The following is a 24,434-nucleotide window of genomic DNA, read 5'->3' on the forward strand; positions in this document are numbered from 1 at the left end:
TTCTTGCAAGAAATGCTTAGCGTCGCTCGACCAGCAGGCAGCCATCGGGCTGCACAGTGGCGGCGAAGGTGGAAGAAACGAACGTGGAGGTTTCACGCTCGGCGATGACCGCGGGCCCTTTGACCAGTGCGCCGACTTCCAGCGTGGCGCGATCGTAGATGCCTGCGTCGACGAAACCGCCGCTTACCACGTCGAACACTTCGCGACGGGCAACCGCAGTGGCGGCATGGGATGCCTTGATCTGTGCGACCTTCGCAACCTCGGGCAGCGGCGAGCTCGCTTTGACAGACCAGCTCACGATCTCGACATCCGGACCTTCGATCGGGCGACCGAAGAAGCGGGTGTAGGCTTGCTCGAACAGCTCACGGAACTGCGCGGCGTCCGAGTCAACGAAGGCCTTGGCGGGCAGGGTCACGGGAATTTCCCAACCCTGGCCGACATAACGCATGAAGGCAGTGCATTCCAGTTCGGGCTCACCCTCGGACATGCCCTGGCGAACAAAGCCCAGGGCTTCCTCGGTCATCTCGCCGATAAGCTGATTGACGCGATTGCCGGAGAAGCTCGACAGGCGGATGAACAGGCTGCGAACCGCTTCGTAGCCGAACGGGGCGCGCAGAAAGCCAATAGCGGAACCCACGCCGGCGCCGGCCGGAACCAGGAAACGGGATACCCCCATCTTTTCGCACAGGCGAGCGGCATGCAGCGGGCCGCCACCACCGAAGGTGATCATGGTGAAGTCGGAGATATCCTTGCCGCTTTCTACCGCATGGACACGGCCAGCGTTGGCCATGTTCTCGTCCACCACTTCACAGACGCCGTAAGCGGAAGTACGCGGATCCATGCTCAGCGGCTCGCCGATCACACGACTCATGGCGCTAGCGGAGTTGTCAGTGGAGAGCTTGATGCTGCCACCGGCGAAGTTGTCCGGATCCAGACGACCCAGCAGCAGGTTGGCGTCGGTGATGGTCGGCTCGATGCCGCCACGCTGATAGCAGGCCGGACCCGGCTCAGAAGCCGCACTGTGCGGTCCGACGCGAATCTGGCGCATGGAGTCGATGCTGGCGATGGAGCCGCCACCGGCGCCGATTTCCACCATCTCGACCACCGGGATCGAGATGGGCATGCCGCTGCCCTTCTTGAAGCGGTAGGTACGGGCGACTTCAAAGGTCTTAGCGGTTTTCGGTACCTGATTTTCGATCAGGCAGATCTTCGCCGTGGTGCCGCCCATATCGAAGGACACCACCGAATCCAGGGAATACTTGCGGGCGATATCGGCGGCAAAGATGGCGCCGCCGGCCGGTCCCGACTCCACCAGACGCACCGGGAACTCGGCGGCGCTTTCAACCGAAACGATGCCACCGCCGGAGTGGATCATGAACACCGGGCAACCTGCGCCGGCCTCCTTCAGCGATGCCACCAGACGGTCCAGGTAGGACTTGATCAGGGGTTTCACGTAGGCGTTGGCGCAGACGGTATTGAAGCGCTCGAACTCACGCATCTGCGGCGACACTTCGCTGGAGATGGAGACCGACAGATTTGGCAGACGAGTCAGCAGCGCGTCGCGGACTTGACGCTCGTGAGCACCATTGGCGTATGCGTGGATAAAGCCGATAGCCACGCTCTCATAACCACCATCGGCGATACGCTGCACCAGGGCTTCGATATCACTGGCCTGCGGGACCAGCAGCACCTCACCTTCAACGTTCAGACGCTCGCGGAGCGTGAAGCGGTGCTCGCGCTCGATCAGCGGCGGCGGGAGGCTGATGTTGATGTCGTACTGCTCGAAGCGGTTCTCGGTGCGCATTTCCAGCACATCACGGAAGCCTTCGGTGGTGATGAACGCAGTGTTCGCGCCACGCCGCTCGATCAGGGCGTTGGTAGCCAGCGTCGTGCCGTGGATCAGAACATCGATATCCGACAGCTGCAGGCCGGCTGCATCCACCACGGCCTGTACGCCTTTGATGATGGCGCGCTCCGGCTTGGTGTAGTCAGTCAGGATCTTTGTCGAATGCAGGACACCATCCAGGTCCAGGGCAATGTCGGTAAAGGTCCCGCCAATATCCACGCCGACTCGGCAGGAAGTGGTAGTCATCGTTATTTTCCTCTCCAGTTCTGCTGGCTATGGCTGGCTGCAATTAGCCACGCTTCACACGTAAGTTATTTGTTGTCTTACAGGCAGTCAAGCAAAAATCCCTACTTTTTCTTCCGCCTTACCTGCACCGAGCAACCTCAACCAACAGACTGAAAGCCCCGCCAAGCGAGGCATTCAGTCGAAATGCCACAGGAGAGCGCCCTGCACTCCCCAACCCGGCTCTCATACCACTCAGCCGGTTTTAACCATCCGAGAACCACCCACGGCCTGAGCCGTCGGAAATACCTCGAGACGCGACACATCCACCTGTTCGGGCAGCTTCAGGGCCGCCAGCAGGAGGCTGGCAATGTCTTCCGGATTGATCGACAGATAGCCGTCGTACAATTCCTTGCTCGCGGCATCCATCCCCATGGCGGACTTGTACAACTGCGTCTGCACACGACCTGGAGCGATCTCGGTGACCCGCACACCACTGCCCAGCAGATCGCACCGCAGGGCATCACAGAACAGGCTGATTCCCGCCTTGGACGCACCATAGACTGCAGCGCCGGGATGGGGAGCCCGCCCAGCACTAGAGCCGATGAAGAACAGATGGCCATGGCCGCGGCTGACCATGCCCGGCAGCACCTGCCGAGCGAGGTGCAGTGGCGCCTTCAGGTTGATATCGAACATGTTGTCGATCTCGGCGGCATCCATCTCCTGGAACGCCGCACGTGAAGACAGCACACCCGCGTTGTTCACCAGCACGTCGACTTGGTATTGCTCCAGTAGGGCAGCAAACTCCTGCGTCTGGCGCACATCCAGAGGAACCGGCAGGGCACCGCACTCGCCCTGGAGCTCTTCCAGCAGAGCCTGGTTTCGACCAACGGCCAGCACCTGCAGGCCGGCAGCCCGCAGGGCGATGACGATCGCGCGACCGATGCCGCTGGTCGCGCCGGTGACCAGCGCAGTTCTGTAGCTGGCCGGCAACATGGAGACGGACTCAGGCATAGATGTAGCCCCCGCTGACGATGACGTTTTCGCCGGTCGCGTAGGTGTTACGACTGCTGGCCATCATCACGATCCACTCCGCGATCTCGGTCGGCTCGGCCGCACGCCCCAGCGGGTTGGCGCTGGCCAGTTCGCCCAGGAAGCCCAACTGCTTGGCACGCTCGGTGGCGAAGCCCGCCGGAGCAACGGAGTTCACCAGAATCTGATCCGGGGCACAGGCCTGGGCGAAGGACTTAGTCAGGCTGACCACTGCAGCCTTGGTGGCGGCATAGTGGGCATTCTGCGGGTGCGCTTTGAAGGCATCGACCGAGGTCACATTAACGATGCGACCAGTTACCGTAGGCGCCGCGACGAACTGCTTCATGTGCTGAACCGCCGCCACCATCATGTGGTAGGTGCCCTTGATGTTCACGGCATTTTCCAGATCCCACTCGTCATCCGTGATTTCCAGGATGTTCTTACGCGGATAGATAGCGGCGCTGTTGATCAGGCAATCAACCCGACCAAAGGCATCGACCATCTTCTGAAAGGCCGCATGGGCGCTTTCCTGGCGAGAAATATCGCCCACTGCCGTCGCCACCCGGTACCCATTGGCCCGGAGAGAAGCCGTGGTTTCTTCCAGCAGCTGCTCGTTACGATCAATCAAGCCGACCTGTTTGGCTCCCCGCTCCAGCATCAGCTTTGCGGTGACCAGACCCAGACCAGACGCACCACCTACGATCACAACCGATTGCGCTTCCACAGCATACCTCCGTTGGTTAAGCCTCTTTACGTAAGATGACTGTTGTCTTACATTTGGTCAACCCCGAATGCTGCCCTGCAAGTTCGGTCCGTCGACTCGCTGGATGGCAGTAATGCCCCGTGTAGGTATCTCGTGATGATTTCGCGCCTGGCCCCGCCCTCCTCTACTGACGACCTGTACTTCTCCTTCCTCAACACGCTTGAGGCCGAAGGCTTTATTGGCGAAGTATCGACCTACTACGGTGATCGAACCGTCCTTTCGACGGATAACTCGATCTACCAACGTCTTCCACAAGCGGTTGTCTTTCCCCGCAACCGTGAAGACGTACAGCTTGTCGCCCGTCTTGCCGCTCTGCCCCAGTTCGCGAAACTGTCCCTGGCGCCACGCGGTGGCGGCACCGGCACCAATGGCCAGTCCCTGAGCGATGGCCTGGTGGTCGACATCTCGCGACACATGAACCAAGTGATCGAAATCGACCCGATTCAGGGCTGGGCACGGGTACAAGGTGGGGTGGTCAAGGATCAGCTCAATGCCGAGCTGAAGAAGCACGGGCTGTTCTTTGCCCCCGAACTGTCGACGTCCAACCGCGCCACCATCGGCGGAATGATCAACACGGACGCCAGCGGCCAAGGTTCGTGCCTGTACGGCAAGACTCGCGATCACGTGCTCGAACTCGGCACCGTGCTACTCGGCGGGACCTACTGGCGCTCTCAGCCACTGGAAGAGAACGAACTCGAATCCTGCAAGCAGCGTGACGACGAGATCGGTCGCATCCACCGCCTGCTCGACGAGGTCAGCCGCACTCATCGGCAGCTGATCGCCGAGCGCTTCCCGAAACTGAACCGCTGCCTGACCGGCTATGACCTAGCCCACCTGCACGACGACCAGGGCCGCCTCGACCTGAACGCCGTGCTCTGCGGCTCGGAGGGCACACTGGGCTTCATCGTCGACGCGAAGATCCGCGTGCTGCCGATCCCCAAATACAGCGCCCTGATGAATGTCAGCTATGCCAGCTTTGACGCGGCATTGCGCGATGCACCGTCGCTGATGGCCCTGGACGCGGCGTCGATAGAAACCGTCGATTCGAAGATCCTTCAGCTCGCTAGGCAGGACATCATCTGGACCCAGGTCGCCGAGTATTTTCCGGAACGTGGCGACCAGCCTATTCAGGGGATCAACCTCGTCGAATTCATCGCCGAGGATGCCATCGCGCTCCAGGCAAAACTGGATCGAGTGACCACGCAGCTGCAGACGGCCGGACAGAACAGCAGCAGGCTGGGCCACACGACCGCATTCGGCGACGCGGCCGTGAAGAGCATCTGGAGCATGCGCAAGAAGTCCGTTGGACTGCTCGGCAACCTCAAGGGCAACAAGCGTCCGATTCCCTTTGTCGAAGACACCGCGGTACCGCCTGAACACCTGGCCGATTTCATCGCTGAATTCCGCCAGGCGCTGGACCGGCGCAACCTCACTTATGGCATGTTCGGCCATGTCGACGCTGGCGTGCTGCATGTGCGACCCGCCATCGACATGCGTGATCCCGAGCAAGAAGTCCTGGTCCGGGAAATCACCGATGAAGTGGTCGCACTGACCCAAAAGTACAAGGGCCTTCTTTGGGGCGAGCACGGCAAGGGGCTGCGCTCGGCCTATGCCCCAGAATTCTTTGGGCCGCTGTACCCCGTCCTGCAGGAAATCAAGGCTGCCTTCGATCCACACAACCAGCTCAATCCGGGCAAGATCGCGACGCCGCCAGCAGGACATCTGCTGGGCGTCGATGAAGTGGAAACGCGTGGCCAACACGACCGACAGATCGAAGAACGGGTCTGGCAGAGTTACGACACCGCGGTCTACTGCAATGGCAACGGCGCCTGCTACAACTACGATCCGGATGACGCCATGTGCCCGTCGTGGAAGGCCACTCGCCAACGCGCACAGTCACCCAAAGGACGTGCCTCACTTATCCGGGAATGGCTACGTCTGCAAGGTGCTGCCGGCGTGGATGTTCTCGCCGCCGCTACGCGCGTACGACAAGGTAATTTCCTCAGCAGTTTTCCGCGACGGTTACGTAACTCCTGGGCACGACATCGGGGCCAGGACGACTTCTCGCACGAGGTGTATGACGCCATGGCCGGGTGCCTGGCGTGCAAGTCGTGCGCAGGCCAATGCCCCATCAAGGTCAACGTCCCCGAGTTCCGCTCCCGCTTCCTCGAGCTGTATCACGGGCGGTACCTGAGGCCCCTGAAAGACTATCTGATTGGCTCGCTGGAATTCACGATTCCCTATCTCGCGCGGGTCCCTGCGTTGTACAACGCGGTCATGGGAGCACGTCCTGTCCAGGCGTTGCTGCGCAAATACGCGGGAATGGTCGACAGCCCGTTACTCAGTCGCTTTGATCTGCGTCCGGTTCTCGACCAGTGGCAGGTCCGGCTAGCTACGCCCAGCACACTGGCCGAGCTCGACGCAACGGAACGAGCTCGAAGCGTCGTACTCGTTCAGGATGCCTTCACCCGCTACTTCGACACCGAAACCTTCGCTGCCTGGGTGGAGCTGTTTTCACGTCTGGGGCACAGGGTCTACCTGGCCCCGTTCCTGCCGAACGGCAAACCACTGCATGTACAGGGTTTCCTCGGTACCTTCGAGAAAGCCGCCCGCAGGAATGCAAGCCGGCTACTCGACCTACAGAGATACGGCATCAGCCTGGTGGGCCTCGACCCGGCGATGACGCTGGTCTATCGCCAAGAGTACGCCAAGGTGCTCGGCGCCGAGCGTTGCCCCACTGTCCTACTGCCTCAGGAATGGTTGCTCGAGGCCAAACTTCCCGAACTCCCGACACCTGTTCTGCAAACACCCCTATTCAAGCTGCTTGGACATTGCACTGAGCGCACCAATAGCCCCTCCAGCATGGAGCAGTGGCGGCGACTGTTCGCCCGCTTCCAACTCAAGCTCGAGCTGCCGAGCGTTGGCTGCTGCGGGATGTCCGGCACCTATGGCCACGAGGCTCGCAATCACGAGACCTCCGTAACGATTTTCGAAAGTTCTTGGGGGCCACGCATCGCCGCCGAACCTGACCCCGCGCTAGTCCTGGCAGACGGCTACTCCTGCCGCTCCCAGGTCAGTCGCCTACAACATCGCAACCTGCGACACCCACTCGACGCTCTGCTCGAGTATGTGCGGCAAATCCAGAGATGAGTTAGCGCCCGCGCCGCTCCAGCCCTGGCCAAACAGCATGTTTCCAGGAAACGAGTGGTGCGTTCTCCCCTGTCAGCCAGACCAGAGGATGCCCCATGAACCAGATGAGTACGCTCCACCAACGGCCGACCACCCAGGAGCGGCTTCGCCAGACCGCGCTGGATCTCTTCAGCACCAATGGTTACCAGTCGACCAGCTTGCGCGATCTCGCTGCTCATCTGGGAGTCCAGGCAGGGTCGATCTACAACCACATCGAGAACAAGCAAAGCCTGTTGTTCGAGTTGATGGAGGAAGCGCTAGACGATTTGCTGAGCGAAACGCGTTTCACACTGAAACGTGGCAGCACCTCGCAATCCCGGCTGCGTCTGTTCGTCCAGGCCTTCGTGAATTTTCAGTCCCGGGAGAGGAAACGTTTGATGTTGGTCGACCGTGAGTCCATCAACCTCACGCCTGAGCAACGTGAACGCATCGCGGCTCTGCGCAGGCAGTATGCGCAATGCTTCGAATCGGTCATCTCTCATGAACTACCGAAGCAGCCCTGCTCGAGTAACGGAATGCAGGTATTGGTCAACGCCATCATTGGCATGCTTCAGAGCCTTCCCCTCTGGGATGACGGCGAGTCGGCTGTGTCCTCCCAAGAGATCGTGGACCAGCTCACCTCCATGATCACTGGCGCCATTGGAGCGGCTAAACGCTGACCCGACAAACCCTTCCCAGCAGGTGGCCCGCCATGCATCCCATGAGAGTCGATTTGCACAATGAGCTGCACGCACGCCCTTCCATCTACTTCAACGAACCAGCCCATGTCTTCCACATGGCACTGCTCGAGGAAGGAAACGCGCTCGATCGGATAGTCCGGAAACTCGAAGCCGAGGGCGGAGATACTGCTAAACAAGGCCCATCGCAAGGACTCCTGACGCTGGGTGGATTCTCAATGAAATGGGAACGCCACACCGAGTTTCTCTCCCTGACCCTGGTCGTACCCAAGTCCGCTGGAAGCGAATTCTGGCCAGCGATTCCTAACTGCTTGGCGTCGCTGGTAGCGGGCCACGAGCACCTGATCGTGGAGTGCACTCAGATCCTGGTGGAAGCCGCGGAGAACTGGGAGGGTCACACGGCCCGGTATGGCTTCAAGGACCCGTCCGGTTCCCAGATCGGCGCAGGTGACGCCGTGGTGTGGAGCGATTTCCGCCTGTCCGAACGCAACATCAACCGGATCCTCCTGATAAATCGGTCCCTGAATGCCTACCGCCTGGGCCGGATGGTGCGACGCTTACTGGAAATTGAAACCTACCGGATGATGGCCTCGCTCACCCTGCCCGTCGCCAAGGAAGTGTCCAGCCAGCTGAGAGAGTTCGAGCGAGAACTCACCGTCCTGTCTGACGAGAACGCCAACACCAGTGGCACCGACGCCAGGCAAATCCTTAAGCGCATCTCGGCCCTATCGGCACGAATCGTCCGCCATACCGCCAGAACCCGCCAGCGTTTCAGCGCGGCGGAAGCCTATTCCCAGATCGTGTTCGAGCGCATTGCAGAACTACGGGAATCTCACGTGCAGGGATGCCAACGTCTGGGCATTTTCATTGAGCGCAGATTCAAACCCACCCTTCGCTATTGCTCCGCCACCCATCAACGTCTGGAACGCCTGAGCGACAGCGTTGCGAACCTCGGCGAGTTGCTCCAGGCCCGAGTGCAGGTTGAGGTGGAGGAGCAGAACAGCGCCATCTTGCAGAGTCTGAACGCTAGAGCGACCACCCAAATCAAGATTCAGAAAGCTGTGGAAGGGCTTTCGATCATCGCCATCAGCTATTACCTGCTGAGCCTGTTTAAGCTGCTCTATGAGGGCCTTCACGGCCTGGGGGTCGACCTTTCGCCCAAAGATGCAGGTCTCTACGTAGCGCCCTTGGCGATTGCGATCATCGGCACGATTGCGTATCGAATCAGGAAGGCTCAAGAAGACTGACTCGCGTGGACCATCGCGCAACGCTCCTGCGTCAATCGGGTTGAGACACTCATGAGAACCCACGAGGAGAAGCTGAACGCTTTCGATCGTGGGTGGTAATTACTTCAGACCGTTCTCCCGCAAAATATCGTCGAAGGTGCCATTCGCCTTGATTGTCGCCAGCCCCTTATTGAACGTGTCGATGATTGCCTGATGGCGCGGATTCTTCAAACTGCTGGTCACGTGCATCTGCTGGCTGGACAAGCTGTTATGGGTGAACTCGATCTGTTGCATAAGGTTGGGGTCATTGTGCTTGATGATCCAACGAGCAACTGTCTCGTCCTCTAGGGTCAAATCGATCCGGCCGAGGACCAGTTTCTTGATGTTTTGCAGGATCTGGGAAACCTCAGGCCGATCGAAATTGGTAGCACTGAGGAATTCGTCGCCATAGCCATATGCTTTGACAATACCCACAGTTTTTCCGGTCAGGCTCCCCAATCCACAGTACTCAAACGGATCTCCCTTTCGCTTTCACTCAGTGTTCAGCTTCAGTCGACCTAATGCTCGGCACTAAAAGTGATACTTGTCGAAGCGACGTTTAAACGCCTCTGCTGACCCTTCCATGATATCCAGCACCGCTGTCGCCGTATCTGCTCGATCAAGCCCACCGGCCGCCAGCCTGACGCCCCGCCCCTGAGCGACCTCCAGGGCATACGCCAGGTCCGTATCAGCCTCATCAGGTGCGCCATTGACAATCGGACGTCGGGGGCTCAACAGGCGCAGATCATCATCCGCCCAATGCTTGTTGTCTTCTGGCGTTTGGACCTGAAAGTCCGTTTTGAACCAACGTATCCCATGGTATTCGCTGACCCTGCCTCCTTGCTTTCGCACGCTTGCGCAAACTGAAGCGTGCGCACCAAGACGAAAGGAACCTCGCAGGCACGCAGCTCAAGCTTGATATCAGTGCAACATTGAAATGACTCTACCCTGCCTCCCTTTTACTTGGATAGGTGCCACGTGAGAGCGTGTGCGACTCTTCATCACTCTACGTGGAATGACCGTAAGCGAATGGGTATTACGTCTTGCGTTCTGCTCCCAGACATGTGGCAGAAACTGGCGAAAGCGGTGGAGGAGTTACCGCGGTCTGTCGCTCGCAATCTGAGCACGTACAGTTGGTTAGGCTCGCGCATGGCGTACCGCCTTGTGCCATTTATATGGAAATTAGGCGAATTATCTTTTCAACATAATTTATAGCGATTCTTATTCGCAATTGCTTGTCAAGCCTTTCGCGCTGACTCACACCTTGTCCGCTCCGCACCTAACCTTCGTAAGGAGCTTAAACGGCGCTATTGCGCTGGCATGCAGTAAAGGCTGCTCAGGAAACCGGTCCCTACCTGGCTACTCGAAGACGTCATAGGCCTTTGGACTGGAGATTGGGCCACCGGGATTGCCGAGCGCGCACAAGGCGGCCCGGACCGCGAACCCTTCATCATGGTCAACGTTGTAGTCGAGCGTGAACGCAAAGGGCCCGACGGCTGGCCAAACCGCTCAACCTGATCTGCTCTGGATTAGCACAGGGTGCAATTTGCATCGCACGTGAGCGCTAGTTACATTGCCGCGTACGGGTCAATTAGGTTCGTACTGTTCACTGTTTGCATTCGAAATGATCCGTATACGCCGAAGAGGCAACTGGCAGAGAACGGCCAGAAGCAGCCATATTCGTGCAGCGCCCATGCCCAGCGCCAAGGTCATTCCGTCATGGAGAGAGGGCTGTTTAGTGAGCTTCGTGATTCACAGATCAGGCGCTGCCGCTCCCTCAAAAGCCATCAAAACTGCCTCTATCACCACGCGGATCTTCGCGGTATGACGGAGGTCGCCGTGAGTGACCATCCACACCTCGTAAGGGTGACCCCGTGCGCGAGTGGGCCAGACGCGGACTAGGCCGTCCTGCGCCCCCATGTACAAGGGAAGCTCGCCCACGCCCAGACCAGCAGCAATGGCGTTTCGGACCATAACGCTGGAATTCACTGCGGTAACGATCCGGCCGGATGCGGCCGACTCGCCCACCAGGGTCACGTCGCGGCCTTCGGCCAAGTGGGGTTCGTACATTACCAGGTCGTGCCCCAGGAACCCGTTGCCGGGTTCGGGAGTGCCATGGGCTTCGAGGTATTCTGCCGAAGCGAATAGCCCCATGGGCCAACTAGCCAGGCGCCGTACCACTAAGTCCGGGTTGTCCGGCTTGAGTGTGCGGATGGCGATATCGGCTTCACGACGAGCGAGGTTGAGCAAGTCCGATGAGCTGTTGAGATTGACCCTCACATCCGGATAGCGGGCGTGCACACGCGCCATGGCAGGGATCACGAAATCGATGGCCAGTGAGTCGGTGGTGGTTACCCGCACTTCGCCGGAGAGCGCCCTGTCACGCCCTTGCGCCCGACGCACCAGCTCAAAGGCTGCGGTTTCCATACGCTCGGCCGCCTCCAGAACGGTTTCTCCTACCCCGGTCAACTGGAAGCCGCTGGAGGTGCGCAGGAACAGGGTCGAACCGAGCGACTGTTCCATGGCGGCGATCCGCCGGCTCACCGTCGCCTGGTCCACGTTCAGTTCCCGCGCGGCGCCACGCAGCGTCTGCTGCCGGGTCATCGCCAGGAACACTCTTGCATCGTTCCAGTTCATCTCGCCTTCCTCCTGCTGCATTCCTGCAAACAGGGCTTGTGAAAACACTGCGCGACGTTGCTAGTCCGCGCTCCTACGATGCTCGGCATCTCCCGTCATCGAGATTCATGACATGCACAATCCACCTATCCCCCAGCATATGACCGCCATCGAGATCAGCCAGCCGGGCGGGCCGGAAGTCCTGCTGCCGACCCTCCGCCCCACGCCCGCACCACGGGGTCGAGAGGTCCTGATCCGGGTCCGGGCCGCCGGCGTCAACGGCCCTGACGTACTCCAGCGCAAGGGTCTGTACGACCCGCCGCCCGGTGCCTCGGATATCCCTGGCCTGGAGGTCGCTGGTGAAGTCGTGGCGCTGGGCGAAGGCGTGACCCGACTGCGTATTGGCGAGCAGGTGATGGCGCTGATTCCCGGTGGAGGCTACGCCGAATATGCGGTGGCCGACGAACGCAACGCACTGCCATTGCCGAAGGGCTTGGAACTCACCGAGGCGGCCGCCCTGCTGGAAACCTTCATGACGGTCTGGACCAACCTGTTCCAACGCGGGCAGTTCAAGGCAGGCGACAGTGTGCTGATCCACGGAGGCGCCTCCGGTATCGGCACCACCGCGACCATGCTGGCTCGTGCATTCGGCGCCTCCACTGTGATCACCACCATCCGCAACGAAGAGCAGCGTCAGGCCAGCCTGGCCCTGGGTGCCGACGTCGCCATCAACTATCAGACAGAGGATTTCGTTGAGGCCGCGCTGGCCGCCACGGCTGGCAAAGGCGTGGACGTGGTGGTCGACATCATCGGCGGTGACTACGTGAGCCGGAACTATCAAGTCGCCGCCATGAACGGACGCATCGTACAGATTGGCCTGCTGAAGGGGCCGGCCCAGAACGTCGACCTCTTCCCCATGTTGACCAAGCACCTCACTCACCTCGGCTCTACCTTGCGTTCACGCAGCCACGAGGAGAAGGCTGCAATCATGGCGGAGCTGCAGGCTCACGTCTGGCCGCTGATCGAGTCCGGTCGGGTCAAGCCTCGGGTCAGCGCCACTTTCAGCCTACGGCAAGCCAGCGATGCTCATCGTCTGCTCGATACCGGCGGCCACATCGGCAAGGTCGTGCTGACGGCCTGATCCCACCGGGAGGTGCGATGCCCAGCGGGCATCGCATCCTTCGTCACAGACCCGAGCAGGCATGTCCTCCGTCCACTACGATCTCGGCCCCGTTCATGCCCCGCCCGGCGTCGGAAGCCAGAAGCAGCAACGCCCCCTCCAGGTCTTCATAGGTGCAGAAACGCCGCGACGGTACGCGCGCTCTCAGGCGCTCGCCCGCCTCGCTGGCGAGGAATCCATCGTTGATTTCAGTCACCACGTACCCCGGCGCGAGGGCGTTGACGCGAATTCCGAAGCGCGCCAGTTCCAGTGCCATGGAGCGGGTCAGGTGGCTGAGGCCGGCCTTCGCGGCGCAGTACGGACCAACGCCCCCGCCCACGCGCGATGCGAGGATCGACGTGACGTTGATCAGGCTGCCACCCTGCCCCGCCTCGACCATCCTCCGAGCAGCCTCCTGCGCGACCATCCAGGCGCCTTTCAGGTTGGTATCGAGAACGGCGTCCCAGTCTTCATCGCGATAGTCGAGGACGCGCTTCGTATCGCTGACTCCGGCATTGTTGACGACGATGTCCAGCCCGCCGAAGTCCGCCTGGATCGCATCCAGGCACTCCACCACCGATGCGCGGGCAGTCACGTCCAATGAATAGGCCCTGGCCTCGTGATCGTTGAAACGGATATCGCTGACCAGTTCATCCAGGCGCTCTACCCGCCGCGCTGCGACGGCGACGCGAGCACCAGCTGCGGCCAGCACCCGCGCGAAGTGCCGGCCCAATCCACTGGACGCGCCGGTCACCAGGGCACGCTTCCCGCGCAGGTCGAAAGCCAGCAGCGGAGAACGACTCATTGGGCACCGCCTTGCACGCGCGCGAGGATTTTGCGCGCCAGACTCATGCGATGCACTTCGTTGGGGCCGTCGTAGATCCTGAAGCCACGCGCGTCGCGGAAAATGCGGTCGACGATTGCTTCGCTGGTGACGCCCTGGCCACCCAGCACCTGCACGCTGCGATCGATCACTCTCCAGATGCCTTCGGAGCTGATCACCTTGGCCATGCTCGACTCGGAATTCCCGCGTTCCCCCTGGTCCAATACCCAGGCGCAATGCCAGATGGCGAGGCGCGTCGTGAGCAGGTCCATCTCGTTATCGGCAAGCATGAAACCGACGCCCTGGTGCTCGCCCAACACCTTGCCAAACGATTCGCGACGGCTGGCGTAAGCACAGGCCACGTCATGGGCGCGACGCGCCTGCCCCAGCCAGCGCATGCAGTGGGTCAGGCGCGCAGGCGCGAGCCGTACCTGCGCATAGCGGAAACCCTTGCCAACCTCGCCCAGCACATCACTGGCGGGCACCCGCAGGTTCTCGAAACGCAGCACCGCATGGCCACCAGTGAAGCAGCTATCCAGGGAGTCCATCATGCGTTCGAGGATGAATCCGGGGCGGTCGGTATCAGTCAGGAACATAGTCGCGTTGCCGTCCTCGGTACGCGCCATGACGATGGCGAAGCTGGCACCCTCCGCGCCGGTGATCAGCCACTTGTGACCATTGATGAGGTAATCGTCGCCGTCGCGCACGGCCGTAGTGGCCAGCATCGACGGATCGGAGCCAGCGCCTGGCGCCGGCTCGGTCATGGCGAAGCAGGAGCGGATATGGCCCTGCACCAGTGGGCGCAACCAGCGATCCTTCTGCGCCTCGGTCGCCACGACTTCCATCAAGTGGATGTTGCCCTCGTCGGGGGCATGGATGTTCATCGCGGTCGGGCCGAGTGGTGAATAGGCGGCCTCCTCGAACACGATCGCCTTGGCGGTGTGGGACAGTCCCAACCCGCCCATTTCGCGAGAGGCATGCGGCGTCAGCAGGCCACGTGCGCGGGCCTTCGCAACCAGTTCCTGACGTAGCTCGCCGGATGGACCGTGCGGCGTTTGTCGGGGGTCGTTCTCCAGCGGGATGATCTCCGTGGCGATGAATTCCCGTACTCGGGCCTGCAGGTCTAGAAGGTCATCCGAAAGCGCAAAGTTCATGGGTGATTTCCTGTGGTGAAAAGGTTCAAACCCTCAGCCCGGCCGGTTCGATGGCCAGGAAGAGGTTTTCCAGCACGGTGCCGTGGATACCGGCCTTGAGTGGGTCGTAGGGGGTGAAATTGAGCGTGCGAATGAGGGCGCTCACTACCTGGTCGCCACACATATCGATGTCGAGAACGTTGAGGCAGGCGGTGTCCTGCTCGAAGGCGGCGATACCGGCGAGCCCCAGGCCCGCCGCCCAGCCCAGCAGGATGCGATTGACCGCGTCATGGCTGACGATCAGGGCGCTGTCCCAGGCCGGGTCCTGCAGCAGTTCGAAGAACAGGCTGAGTACGCGGCGCTGAAAATCGTCCCAACGCTCACCGCCGAGGAAGCGCGCCCCGACGGTGCCCGCTGCACGGTATGCGCCAACCACCTGCTCCCGAAGCGCTTCGACCGGAATCTCGCGCAGGCGTCCCGCGCGAATCTCACGAAGCTCGGGCATGGACTCCACCGGGACCTGATTCCCCTGCAAGAGCAGGTCGAGCGTCTGCCTGGCACGTGGATAGTCGGAGCACAGCACCCGGTCGAACGGAACATCCTGCAAGACCTGCCCGAGCGCCCACGCCTGCTGCGTGCCCGTGCGCGAAAGCGCCACGGTCCGCGGGTCCAGTGGCCGCCCCTGTGCGTCGAAGTAGTCGACGTGCCCGTGCCTGACCAGGTAGCAACGGCGCCGCCGGACGTCGGAGTCAGCGTGCATCGTTGAGCACCTTGGGATTGCTGATGCCGAGGCGCGCCCGGGTGATGGCCGCAAGCGCATCCAACAAGCGCGCCTGTTCGCCTCCGGGCTGATCGAAGATGCCCTGGCGAATGAACTGCGCTAGCAACGCCAGTGCGTCGTCCCGAGTCAGCCCTGCCAATCCGCGCGGTTCCAGTACCTGCGCCAGGGCTTCGCATTCGAGGTCAGCAGCGCTATTACCCCGCTCGATCTCACGTGCGGCGATGGCCATGGCGCTGGCGATCATCCGGCAGTCGTACGCAAGGCTGGCGGGTAGTGCCGGCAGAAGCTTTTCGAGAAGCAAGCCGCGGGCAGTGGCCAAGAGTTCGGTTGCGTTCGGCGCAGTCATGAAGTGGCTCCACTGAGGATGAGGATTTCGTGCTCCAGCTCCGGCACCATGCGTCCAGTCAGTGCCAGTTCCAGGGACGTCTGCTGTCCGGTCAGGTGACGCTGCGCCTGCTGTAGCGCAACCACCGCCCAGCGCAGGTGGGCCATCAGTTGCCAGAAGCGCAGCTCCTCGGCGCCGGGACGATAGCCGGACACCGCTGCGTAGCCGTCGAGGAAGTCACCCAACTCCCCCACTCCGCCCGCCAGCCGGTCTGGACGGGCGAACCGCCAGCAGCGTGCGGTAAACCAGCCGAGGTCCTCGCGAGGGTCGCCCCAACCGGTGAACTCCCAATCGAGCACACCCGCCAGCCGTCCCCGGTCCACCATGTAATTGCCGGTGCGGTAATCCCGGTGAATCAGCCGCGAGGGGACCGGCGCGGGGCGGTTCAGTTCGCACCAGCGCAGCCCCCACTCGATGACCGGGTGACTGCCCGGCAGTGCGTCGAGGTAGCTCCGGTACTGGTCGATGCTCGCCTGTACCGGGTCGGCAGCGGCGGCCGGCAGGAAGTCGAGCGCCGGATGTTCAGGCGTGATCCGGTGCAGCAGCGCCAGGCTTTCGCCCAGTTCGCCACAAAGCGCTGCGCGGGTTGGCTCAAGGGCGGGATCGGTGGTGAGGCCATGGCCGCTGGCCGTACCGCCGAGCGCCTGCATGACGAAGAAATCGCGCCCGATCACCTGCGTATCACGGCACAGCCAGAGCGGTTCCGGCGCCTTCACACCTGCCTGGTGCACCGCCTGCAACACGGCGAACTCCTGCGCCCGGTCCATGCTGACCGCCACCGTGGACGGCGCATCGGTGCGCAGAACCCAGCGCCGCTCGGCTTGCCAGGAGCCCGAGGACAACCTGGCCTTCAGTAGCCAGTTTTCCTGGATGGCACCGCCCGACAGGCGTTCGCAGCTTTCGATCTGGACACGCTCACAGCCGACCTGCTGGGCGAGAAATTCAGCCAGCGGCGCCAGGGCGTCTGGAATGTCGATCCGGTACGGGCCGGATCCTGCGGAGGGAATGCTATACATCGGCAGCTCTTGCTCACGGGTGATGACTTACGAGCGAGAGAGCAAGAGCTATTCCAGTTCACTATAAATTCTTATAAATCCTTTAATAACAACGCTTTATGGAGAATCTTGAAGCCTATCCTAACTTATCAGCCCCCTTGCTCATTGCAGATCTGAAATCTTTGTTTCAGGCTAGAAAAGCCAGAACACCAGCGGACCCGACCATGCCAGATGCGCAGTATCTACCCCGAGTCGTCGCCCTCATCACCCATCTGCGCGCGCCTGAGGGGGCCAGCCGTATGGCGCGGATCGTCCAGCAGGTGGTGCCAGACTATCACCAGCGCGCCCAGGTCGAAATCGTCGAGACGACGGTCACCGAACTGCGGCGTACTGGCATGGAGCTGGAAAGCCGCGAGGACGTTGACCTGATCATCTGCTCCGGGGCCACCGCTGATTACCTGCGGCGCCATATCGGCACCACCATCCTGTCCATCCGCATGGGCGAGTACGACCTCATCCGCGCCCTGGACATGGCCAGGGCGCGGGCCACCAAGGTAGGCATCGTCAGCTTCCAGCAGGCTCACCCGGAACTGGACGCGATGGCGTCACTGTTCACCGTCGACCTCCGTCAGGCGACTTACACCAGCTTCGACGAGGCACGTCAGCGCATTCGCGAACTGGTGGATGAGGGCTATCGGGTGATAGTGGGCTCTTCCACAGCAGTGGAAGTGGCCGAAGCGGCCGGCGCCCAGGGTGTGCTGGCGTTAAATGCCGACGCGGTGCGCCGGACGCTGGACGAAGCGCTGGCGATCTGCCGCAGCCGTACACAGGCGCTGATCCAGCAGCAGCGCCTGAGCGCGGTGCTGCGCAACCTCAGCGATGGCGTGATCGCCGTTGACGCCGATGGCATCGTGCAATCGATCAATCCGCGTATGGCGCATTTGCTCGGCATTTCCGTCGAGTGGGCAAGGCAGCGTCCTCTCGCCGAGCTGATGCCGGAACTCGACATCAGCAGCAGCCTAAACCAGGGCGAAAGCGAGGAGAGCCGGCTGGTCCGCGTCGGCACCCGCACCCTGGTCGCCAATGTCACGCCGATCATCGAGCATGGCAAACCCGACGGTGTGGTGATCTCCTGCCAGGAGACGAACGCCATCCAGCGCGCCGACCGCCGTATCCGCAGTCAGGCGCGCCCCCGTCAGTTCACCGCGCGCTACCACTTCGACCAGCTCCTCGGGCAGGCCGCCGATTTTCGTGCCCTGCTAGAACTGGCTCGGCGCTATGCCGACACGGACTCCACCGTACTGATTACCGGTGAAAGCGGCACCGGCAAGGAGCTGCTCGCGCAGAGCCTACACAACGCCGGCCAGCGCCAGGCGGGGCCGTTCGTGGCGATCAACTGCGCGGCGTTCCCAGAAGCGCTGCTGGAAAGCGAACTTTTCGGCTACGAGGAAGGCGCCTTCACCGGCTCGCGCAAGGGCGGCAAGTCGGGCCTGATCGAGGCGGCGCATACCGGCACTCTGTTTCTCGACGAGATTGGTGATATGCCAGTGACCTTGCAGACCCGGCTCCTGCGTGTGCTACAGGAGCGCGAAGTGCTGCGCCTCGGCGCCTCGGAGCCGACCCCGGTGGACATCCGCGTCGTCGCCGCGACCCATTGCGACCTGCGCGGCCGAATTGCCGATGGCCGCTTCCGTGAGGACCTCTACTACCGCCTGAACATCCTCCGCCTGGCAGTACCGCCCCTGCGCGAACGCACTGGGGATATTCGCCTGCTGGCCGGCGCCATCCTCGGCCGGCTTGCGCTTCCGGTAGCGGCGGCCAGCGCTGGCCAGGCGCTGCTGGATCAGCTCATGCCGCGCCTCAAGGCACACCGCTGGCCCGGCAACATCCGCGAGCTGGAGAACCTGGTGGAGCGCGCGGCGTTGTCCGCGCAGGCCCTCGGTGACAACGATCAGGACAACCCGGACGGCCTGCGCGCCCTGTTTCCCGAACTGTTCGAGTCCGGCGCCCAGATAGCGGCGGCAGACCAGCCTGATACGTCGGGCCAGGCACTGCGCAGCGTCGCCAAAGCCAGCGAAATCGCCCATGTGCGTCGTGTGGTGGAGGCCTGCGACGGCGACCTCGATGAAGCGGCGCGACAATTGGGCATCAGTCGTACAACGCTTTGGCGGCGCCTGCGCGCGGGGCGCTCAGCCTAGCCCCCATCGGTTCCACGGATGCCGCTGCTAGTCGCAGCCTAGATTTCATCCCTGAAAAATCATTACAGAACTGAAATCGACAGACGTGAAACGAGGGCGGGCCATACGACGGGCTATCGGCCCACCAATCACCTATCCCCTTGAAACAACTGGCTTTAAATTCATAACCTCCCTTCACCGAAAGTGTCTGGCACAGCCCTTGCTCCTCCCCCGTTGAGAGGCTGTGACCGACCTGATGCCAGCCTCGATGCCCAAACAAGAAGAAGGCAGGAGGTTGCCCGTGCAAGGCCTGATGATGAATTTCAACCTGGGAATCACCGCGATCATGCGGCATGCCCTTCAGGTTGCGGCCGATACCGAAATCGTTTCTCTGTTCGCCGACGGCAGCGTGCACCGCTATCGCTATGCCGAGGCATTCGCACGAGTGGCTCGCCTGGCTAACGTCCTCGAACCCCTGGACTGTCCGCCAGGTGCACGGGTCGGCACTCTGGCGTGGAATGACCATCGCCACTTCGAACTGCATTACGCCATTCCCTGCTCGGGGCGCGTATGCCACACCATCAATCCCAAATTGTTCCCGGAACAGATCCGCTACATCATCCAGCACGCCGCCGACGATCTGCTGTTCATCGACCCGCAGTTCATTCCCCTGGTGGAAGCGTTGCAGCACGAACTGCCTTCGGTACGGCGCTTCATCGCCCTCTGCGCCGAGGACGAACTGCCCGCCAGCAGCCTGCCCAACCTGCTGAGCTACGAAACGCTGCTGGCGCAGGCGGCGGACAGCTATGCCTGGCCGGAACTCGATGAGCGACGGGCCAGCGGCCTCTGTTACACCTCGGGCACCACCGGCGACCCGAAAGGCGTACTTAGCAGCCACCGCAGCACCGTGCTCCACGGCATGGCGCAGAACATGGCCGACAATGTTGGCCTGCGCGCCATGGACGTGGTGATGCCGCTGGTGCCGATGTTCCACGTCAACGCCTGGGGCATGCCGTACAACGCGGCCATGGTGGGCGCCAAGCTGGTCCTGCCGGGGCCCAAGGTGAGTGACGCGGCGGCGATGGTGCGGCTGATCAACGACGAAGGCGTCACCTTTTCCCTGGCCGTCCCGACGCTCTGGGCCAACATCAGCCAGTACCTGACCACCCACAGCATCGCCGTGCCCACACTGAAGCGCGCCGTCAGCGGCGGCGCCGCCTGCCCGCTGGCACTGATCGAAGCCATGGCCCAGCACAATGTCGCCCTGGAGAACGGCTGGGGCATGACGGAAATGAGCCCCATGGGCAGCTACAACCGCTGCCAGCCGTGGTATGCCGAGTTGGATGACAGAGCACGCGGCCCGCAATTGCTCAAGTCCGGGCGAGCGTTGTTCGGGGTGGAAATGCGCCTGGTCGACGAGGCCGGCAACCTCCAGCCCCACGACGGCCAGGCTTCCGGCGCGCTACAGGTACGCGGGCCTTGGGTGCGCAGTGGTTACTTCGGTCAGGACACATCCGAGGACTGGTTCGACACCGGCGACGTGGCCACCATCGACCGGCACGGCTACATGCAGATCACCGACCGCATCAAGGACGTCATCAAGTCCGGCGGCGAATGGATCTGCTCCGTGGAAATCGAAAACGCCGTGATGGCCCATCCGCAAGTGGCCGAAGCGGCAGTGATCGGCGTCGCCCATCCACGCTGGAGCGAACGCCCGTTGCTGGTGGTGGTACCGCGCCAAACGGATGCCGCGCCGAGTCACGAGGAGCTGATCCGTTTCCTGGAGGGCAAGGTGCCGAAATGGTGGCTGCCCGACGCCAGCGAACGACTGGATGAGCTGCCCCACACGGCCACCGGCAAAGTGAGCAAGAAAACCCTGCGCGAGCTTTACAGCGACTACGCCTGGCACTGATCGCCCCCCAATTCCCTTCCTCACGACCCGCCTCCCAGGCGGGTCGACGGGCAGCCCTACAACAAAAACAAGCGGAGGCACCATGTCCACCACACCCGAAGACCACGCCGAACACTATCGCCGCATCCGGCAGGACCCGAGGTACATCGCCCTCACCCGAACTCGCTCGCGCACCAGTTGGTGGCTCACGCTGCTGGTACTGGCGAGTTACTTCCTGTTCATGGGGGTGGCCGCCATACGGCCGGACCTCCTGCACTTGCCGCTCTACGCCGGCAGCCACCTCAGTCTCGGCATTCCGCTGGGCGCCCTGCTGATCCTGGCGACCTGGCTGCTGACCGGCTGGTACGTGCACCGTGCCAACACCCATTTCGACCGTCTCGGCAACAGCATCATCGAGGAGAGCCAGGAATGAAGCGCACGTCAATCGGCGGCCTGGCCGCACTGCCCCTGTTCGCGCAGGCCGGCGAAGTCGGCCAACCAGGACCCAACCTACACGCCATCGGCATCTTCCTCCTGTTCGTCGCCATCACCTTGCTGATCACCTGGTGGGCGGCACGGCGGACCCAATCCACCCACGACTTCTACACCGCTGGCGGCGGCATCACAGGCTTGCAGAACGGCCTAGCCATCGCCGGCGACTACATGTCCGCCTCTACCCTGCTGGGGCTTTCGAGCCTGATCTTTGCGAAGGGCTATGACGGAGTCATCTACGTCACCGGTTTCTTCATCGGCTGGCCGGTGCTGACCTTCCTGATGGCCGAGCGCCTGCGAAACCTCGGCAAGTACACCTTCGCCGACATCGTCTCTTTCCGCCTCGACCAGCGCCGCATCCGCATCCTAGCGGCCTGCGGCTCGCTGACGGTGGTGAGCTGCTACCTGTTGCTGCAGATGGTCGGCGCAGGCCAGTTGATCAAGTTGCTGTTCGGCCTGGACTACAGCGTCGCAGTGGTGCTGGTTGGCCTGCTCATGCTGGTCTACGTGGTCTTCGGCGGCATGCTCGCCACCACCTGGGTGCAGATCACCAAGGCCATCCTGCTGCTGGCCGGCGGCACCACCCTGATGCTGATGGCCCTGGCACAGTTCGACTTCAGCCTGGAAACCCTGGCGCGCCGTGCCGTGGAAAGCCACGCCAGCGGCTGGAACCTGATGGGTCCCGGCAGCATGCTGTCGAACCCGGTGAACGTGGCGTCCATGGCGCTGGGCCTGGTGTTCGGCCTGGCCGGCCTGCCGCATATCCTGATGCGCTTCTTCACCGTGCCCAACGCCCGCGAGGCGCGCAAATCGGTGTTCTACGCCTCGGGCTTCATCGGATTCTTCTTCCTGGTGGTCTGCGTGCTCGGCTTCGCCGCCATCGTCATCGTCGGCACCGACCCGCAGTACTTCGTCGACGGCAAGCTGGGCGGCGCCCTGGTGGGTGGCAGCAACATGGTGGCCATGCACCTGGCCAAGGCCGTGGGCGGCAACCTGTTCCTCGGCTTCCTCTCCGCCGTGGCCTTCGCCACCATTCTCGCGGTGGTCGCCGGGCTCACCCTGGCCGGCGCCTCGGCCATCTCGCACGACCTCTACGTCACCGTGATCAAGCGTGGCCAGGCCAGCGAAGCACAGGAAATGCGGGTCTCGCGCCTGGCCGTACTCGGCCTCGGCCTGCTGGCGATCACCCTCGGCATTCTCTTCGAGCAGGTGAACATCGCCTTCCTGGTCGGCCTCACCTTCGGCATCGCCGCGTCGGCCAACTTCCCGGTGCTGATCATGGCCATGTACTGGCAGGGCCTGACCACCCGCGGCGCCATCTGGGGCGGACTCACGGGGCTGGTCAGCGCACTGGCGCTGGTGATCCTCTCGCCCACCGTCTGGGTCACGGTGCTCGGCCACGACAAGGCGATCTTCCCCTATGACCACCCTGCGCTGTTCTCCATGCCACTGGCCTTCCTGGTCATTGTGCTGGTGTCCAGGTTCGACCGCAGCGCGCAGGCCGCGCGGGACCGCCAGGGCTTCGCCGACCAGGCCGTGCGCGCCGAGACAGGCCTCGGCATGGCGGGGACGACCGCGCACTGACAGCCCCCACCACCGGCGCCGCCCGCGCGTCGCCGGCTGTTGAGCGTGGCGCGGTCCTGGCTCCTTTGGACCGCGTCCTTTTTATTCCCGCCCTACCCCAACAACAAGAAACAGAGGACTCACCATGCATCGCAACACCTTCACCGCCGGCCTGCTTCTGGCCGGTGGCGCCTTCGGCTTGCCTGGTCTTTCCCTGGCGGACTTCGCCAAGGACAGCAAGGCCAGTCTGGAACTACGCAACTTCTACATGAACCGTGACTTCCGCCAGCACGGCGCTCCCCAGGCCAAGGCCGAAGAGTGGGCCCAGGGCTTCCTGTTGCGCTACGAGTCGGGATTCAGCGAAGGCCGCATCGGAGTGGGCGTCGACGCACTGGGACTGCTCGGCGTGAAGCTCGACTCGGGTGCGCACCGCAGTGGCACCCAACTGCTCAAGCAGGACCGGGAAACCCGCCGTGCCCAAGACGAATACGCCGAGCTGGGATTGACCGCCAAGCTCAAGGTCTCTCGCACATTGCTGAAGCTGGGAACCCTTCAGCCGCGCTTGCCGTCGGTCGCCTACAACGACGGCCGCCTGTTGCCCCAGACCTTCCGCGGCGGCCACCTCATTTCCCAGGAAATCGCCGGGCTGACCCTGGACGCTGGGCGACTCAGCCAGGTCAACCAGCGCAATTCCTCGGACTACGAGGACATGACGGTGAGCAATGGCAGCGCCGGTGGCATCGGCGTGAAAAGCAGCAAGACGAGCGACGCTTTCAACTTTGCCGGCCTCACCTACCAGTGGAGCAACCAGTTGGCGACTGCCTACCACTACGGCGAGCTGGAAGACCTCTACCGTCAGCACATCCTCAACCTCACCCACAGCCTCGCTCTTTCGCCGCATCAATCGCTACGTACCGAACTGCGCGTGGCGCGAGCCAACGACGCTGGCAGCAGCAATGTCGACAACGACGCCTATGGCGCCATGCTGACCTACCGCTTCGCCACCCATTCTCTCGGTGTGGCCTACCAGCGCATGGCGGGAGACACAGGCTATGCGTACATCGCCGGCAGCGACCCGTTCCTGTTCAACTACGTGCAGTTTGGCGACTTCGCCAACCGCGACGAGCGTTCCTGGCAGCTGCGCTACGACTACGATTTCGCCGCCATGGGAATACCAGGGCTGACGTTCATGACCCGTTACCTCACCGGCGACGGTATCGAACTGGGCGCAGGCAAAGCGAATGGCAAGGAATGGGAGCGCAACACGGATATCGCCTATGTGTTCCAGAGCGGAGCGCTGAAGAACCTCGGCGTGAAATGGCGCAACGCCACGGTACGCACTCGCCACTTCGGCAACGACCTGGACGACAACCGTCTGATCCTCAGCTACACGTTGCCAGTCTGGTAACCCCAGGGCGCGGGCGG

General features: G+C 62.3%; 20 protein-coding genes. 9 read left to right on the forward strand and 11 right to left on the reverse strand.

The genetic code is table 11. The annotated features are described in order from the left end of the window. Positions 1-16 precede the first annotated feature (16 nt). The 3 genes from ACFPU0_RS14230 to ACFPU0_RS14240 form a co-directional block, all read right to left on the reverse strand. Positions 17-2,092, reverse strand: a complete 2,076-nt coding sequence (locus ACFPU0_RS14230) for a hydantoinase/oxoprolinase family protein (protein ID WP_377693731.1) — start codon at positions 2,090-2,092, stop codon at positions 17-19. A gap of 231 nt (positions 2,093-2,323) precedes the next feature. After that, entirely contained in the window at positions 2,324-3,082 is a 759-nt protein-coding gene (locus ACFPU0_RS14235) for an SDR family oxidoreductase (protein ID WP_377693732.1), read from the reverse strand. After that, on the reverse strand, positions 3,075-3,824 hold the full coding sequence (locus ACFPU0_RS14240) for an SDR family NAD(P)-dependent oxidoreductase (protein ID WP_377693733.1): 750 nt from the start codon (positions 3,822-3,824) through the stop codon (positions 3,075-3,077). Before ACFPU0_RS14240 ends, ACFPU0_RS14235 begins: the two co-directional genes overlap by 8 nt. Before the next feature lie 135 nt (positions 3,825-3,959). On the opposite strand from ACFPU0_RS14240, the gene ACFPU0_RS14245 reads away from it, so the two are divergent. The 3 genes from ACFPU0_RS14245 to ACFPU0_RS14255 all read left to right on the forward strand — a co-directional run bounded on the left by ACFPU0_RS14245 (position 3,960) and on the right by ACFPU0_RS14255 (position 8,976). Further along, complete coding sequence (locus tag ACFPU0_RS14245; RefSeq protein ID WP_377693734.1) at positions 3,960-7,013, forward strand: FAD-binding and (Fe-S)-binding domain-containing protein; 3,054 nt, start codon at positions 3,960-3,962, stop codon at positions 7,011-7,013. Positions 7,014-7,108: 95 nt separating this feature from the next. Continuing rightward, entirely contained in the window at positions 7,109-7,711 is a 603-nt protein-coding gene (locus ACFPU0_RS14250) for a TetR/AcrR family transcriptional regulator (protein WP_377693735.1), read from the forward strand. A 32-nt stretch (positions 7,712-7,743) separates the two neighbouring features. Further along, entirely contained in the window at positions 7,744-8,976 is a 1,233-nt protein-coding gene (locus ACFPU0_RS14255; RefSeq protein WP_377693736.1) for a DUF3422 domain-containing protein, read from the forward strand. 99 nt (positions 8,977-9,075) lie between these two features. Here the strand turns inward: ACFPU0_RS14255 and ACFPU0_RS14260 are convergent, their stop codons facing one another. From ACFPU0_RS14260 to ACFPU0_RS14270, 3 genes are all read right to left on the reverse strand, one after another. Next, a complete protein-coding gene (locus ACFPU0_RS14260; protein WP_377693737.1) occupies positions 9,076-9,429 on the reverse strand; it encodes a hypothetical protein in 354 nt (117 codons plus the stop codon). A 96-nt stretch (positions 9,430-9,525) separates the two neighbouring features. Further along, the gene (locus ACFPU0_RS14265; RefSeq protein WP_377693738.1) at positions 9,526-9,846 is read right to left on the reverse strand and encodes a hypothetical protein; all 321 of its coding nucleotides are present in this window, start codon (positions 9,844-9,846) and stop codon (positions 9,526-9,528) included. 900 nt (positions 9,847-10,746) lie between these two features. After that, positions 10,747-11,631: a LysR family transcriptional regulator gene (locus ACFPU0_RS14270; RefSeq protein WP_377693739.1), complete on the reverse strand. Its 885-nt coding sequence runs from the start codon at positions 11,629-11,631 to the stop codon at positions 10,747-10,749. 139 nt (positions 11,632-11,770) lie between these two features. Between ACFPU0_RS14270 and ACFPU0_RS14275 the strand changes: the two genes are divergently transcribed. Then, positions 11,771-12,751 carry an NAD(P)H-quinone oxidoreductase gene (locus tag ACFPU0_RS14275; protein ID WP_377693802.1) on the forward strand — a complete coding sequence of 327 codons (981 nt, stop codon included), beginning with the start codon at positions 11,771-11,773 and terminating at the stop codon, positions 12,749-12,751. 43 nt (positions 12,752-12,794) lie between these two features. Here the strand turns inward: ACFPU0_RS14275 and ACFPU0_RS14280 are convergent, their stop codons facing one another. Genes ACFPU0_RS14280 through ACFPU0_RS14300 form a run of 5 tightly spaced genes read right to left on the reverse strand, consistent with a single transcriptional unit; the run spans position 12,795 to position 16,907 of the window. Beyond that, positions 12,795-13,574 (reverse strand): SDR family NAD(P)-dependent oxidoreductase, encoded by a 780-nt coding sequence (locus ACFPU0_RS14280; protein ID WP_377693740.1) that lies wholly within the window; start codon positions 13,572-13,574, stop codon positions 12,795-12,797. Continuing rightward, complete coding sequence (locus ACFPU0_RS14285) at positions 13,571-14,746, reverse strand: acyl-CoA dehydrogenase family protein (RefSeq protein WP_377693741.1); 1,176 nt, start codon at positions 14,744-14,746, stop codon at positions 13,571-13,573. The genes ACFPU0_RS14280 and ACFPU0_RS14285 overlap by 4 nt, the downstream gene beginning before the upstream one ends. A gap of 25 nt (positions 14,747-14,771) precedes the next feature. Then, positions 14,772-15,485 carry a histidine phosphatase family protein gene (locus tag ACFPU0_RS14290; RefSeq protein WP_377693743.1) on the reverse strand — a complete coding sequence of 238 codons (714 nt, stop codon included), beginning with the start codon at positions 15,483-15,485 and terminating at the stop codon, positions 14,772-14,774. Further along, positions 15,475-15,852 (reverse strand): DUF6285 domain-containing protein, encoded by a 378-nt coding sequence (locus tag ACFPU0_RS14295; RefSeq protein WP_377693744.1) that lies wholly within the window; start codon positions 15,850-15,852, stop codon positions 15,475-15,477. The genes ACFPU0_RS14290 and ACFPU0_RS14295 overlap by 11 nt, the downstream gene beginning before the upstream one ends. Then, the gene (locus ACFPU0_RS14300; protein ID WP_377693746.1) at positions 15,849-16,907 is read right to left on the reverse strand and encodes a phosphotransferase family protein; all 1,059 of its coding nucleotides are present in this window, start codon (positions 16,905-16,907) and stop codon (positions 15,849-15,851) included. Before ACFPU0_RS14300 ends, ACFPU0_RS14295 begins: the two co-directional genes overlap by 4 nt. Positions 16,908-17,110: 203 nt before the next feature. On the opposite strand from ACFPU0_RS14300, the gene prpR reads away from it, so the two are divergent. The 5 genes from prpR to ACFPU0_RS14325 all read left to right on the forward strand — a co-directional run bounded on the left by prpR (position 17,111) and on the right by ACFPU0_RS14325 (position 24,417). After that, positions 17,111-19,084, forward strand: a complete 1,974-nt coding sequence (prpR, locus tag ACFPU0_RS14305) for a propionate catabolism operon regulatory protein PrpR (protein ID WP_377693747.1) — start codon at positions 17,111-17,113, stop codon at positions 19,082-19,084. 280 nt (positions 19,085-19,364) lie between these two features. Then, the gene (locus ACFPU0_RS14310) at positions 19,365-20,975 is read left to right on the forward strand and encodes a long-chain fatty acid--CoA ligase (protein ID WP_377693748.1); all 1,611 of its coding nucleotides are present in this window, start codon (positions 19,365-19,367) and stop codon (positions 20,973-20,975) included. Positions 20,976-21,057: 82 nt separating this feature from the next. Further along, the gene (locus ACFPU0_RS14315; protein WP_377693749.1) at positions 21,058-21,387 is read left to right on the forward strand and encodes a DUF485 domain-containing protein; all 330 of its coding nucleotides are present in this window, start codon (positions 21,058-21,060) and stop codon (positions 21,385-21,387) included. Continuing rightward, on the forward strand, positions 21,384-23,030 hold the full coding sequence (locus ACFPU0_RS14320) for a cation acetate symporter (protein WP_377693750.1): 1,647 nt from the start codon (positions 21,384-21,386) through the stop codon (positions 23,028-23,030). Before ACFPU0_RS14315 ends, ACFPU0_RS14320 begins: the two co-directional genes overlap by 4 nt. A 124-nt stretch (positions 23,031-23,154) precedes the next feature. Next, positions 23,155-24,417 carry an OprD family porin gene (locus tag ACFPU0_RS14325; RefSeq protein ID WP_377693751.1) on the forward strand — a complete coding sequence of 421 codons (1,263 nt, stop codon included), beginning with the start codon at positions 23,155-23,157 and terminating at the stop codon, positions 24,415-24,417. Positions 24,418-24,434: the final 17 nt, after the last annotated feature.

Source organism: Pseudomonas sp. GCM10022186, assembly GCF_042656385.1.
Taxonomy (GTDB): Bacteria; Pseudomonadota; Gammaproteobacteria; order Pseudomonadales; family Pseudomonadaceae; genus Metapseudomonas.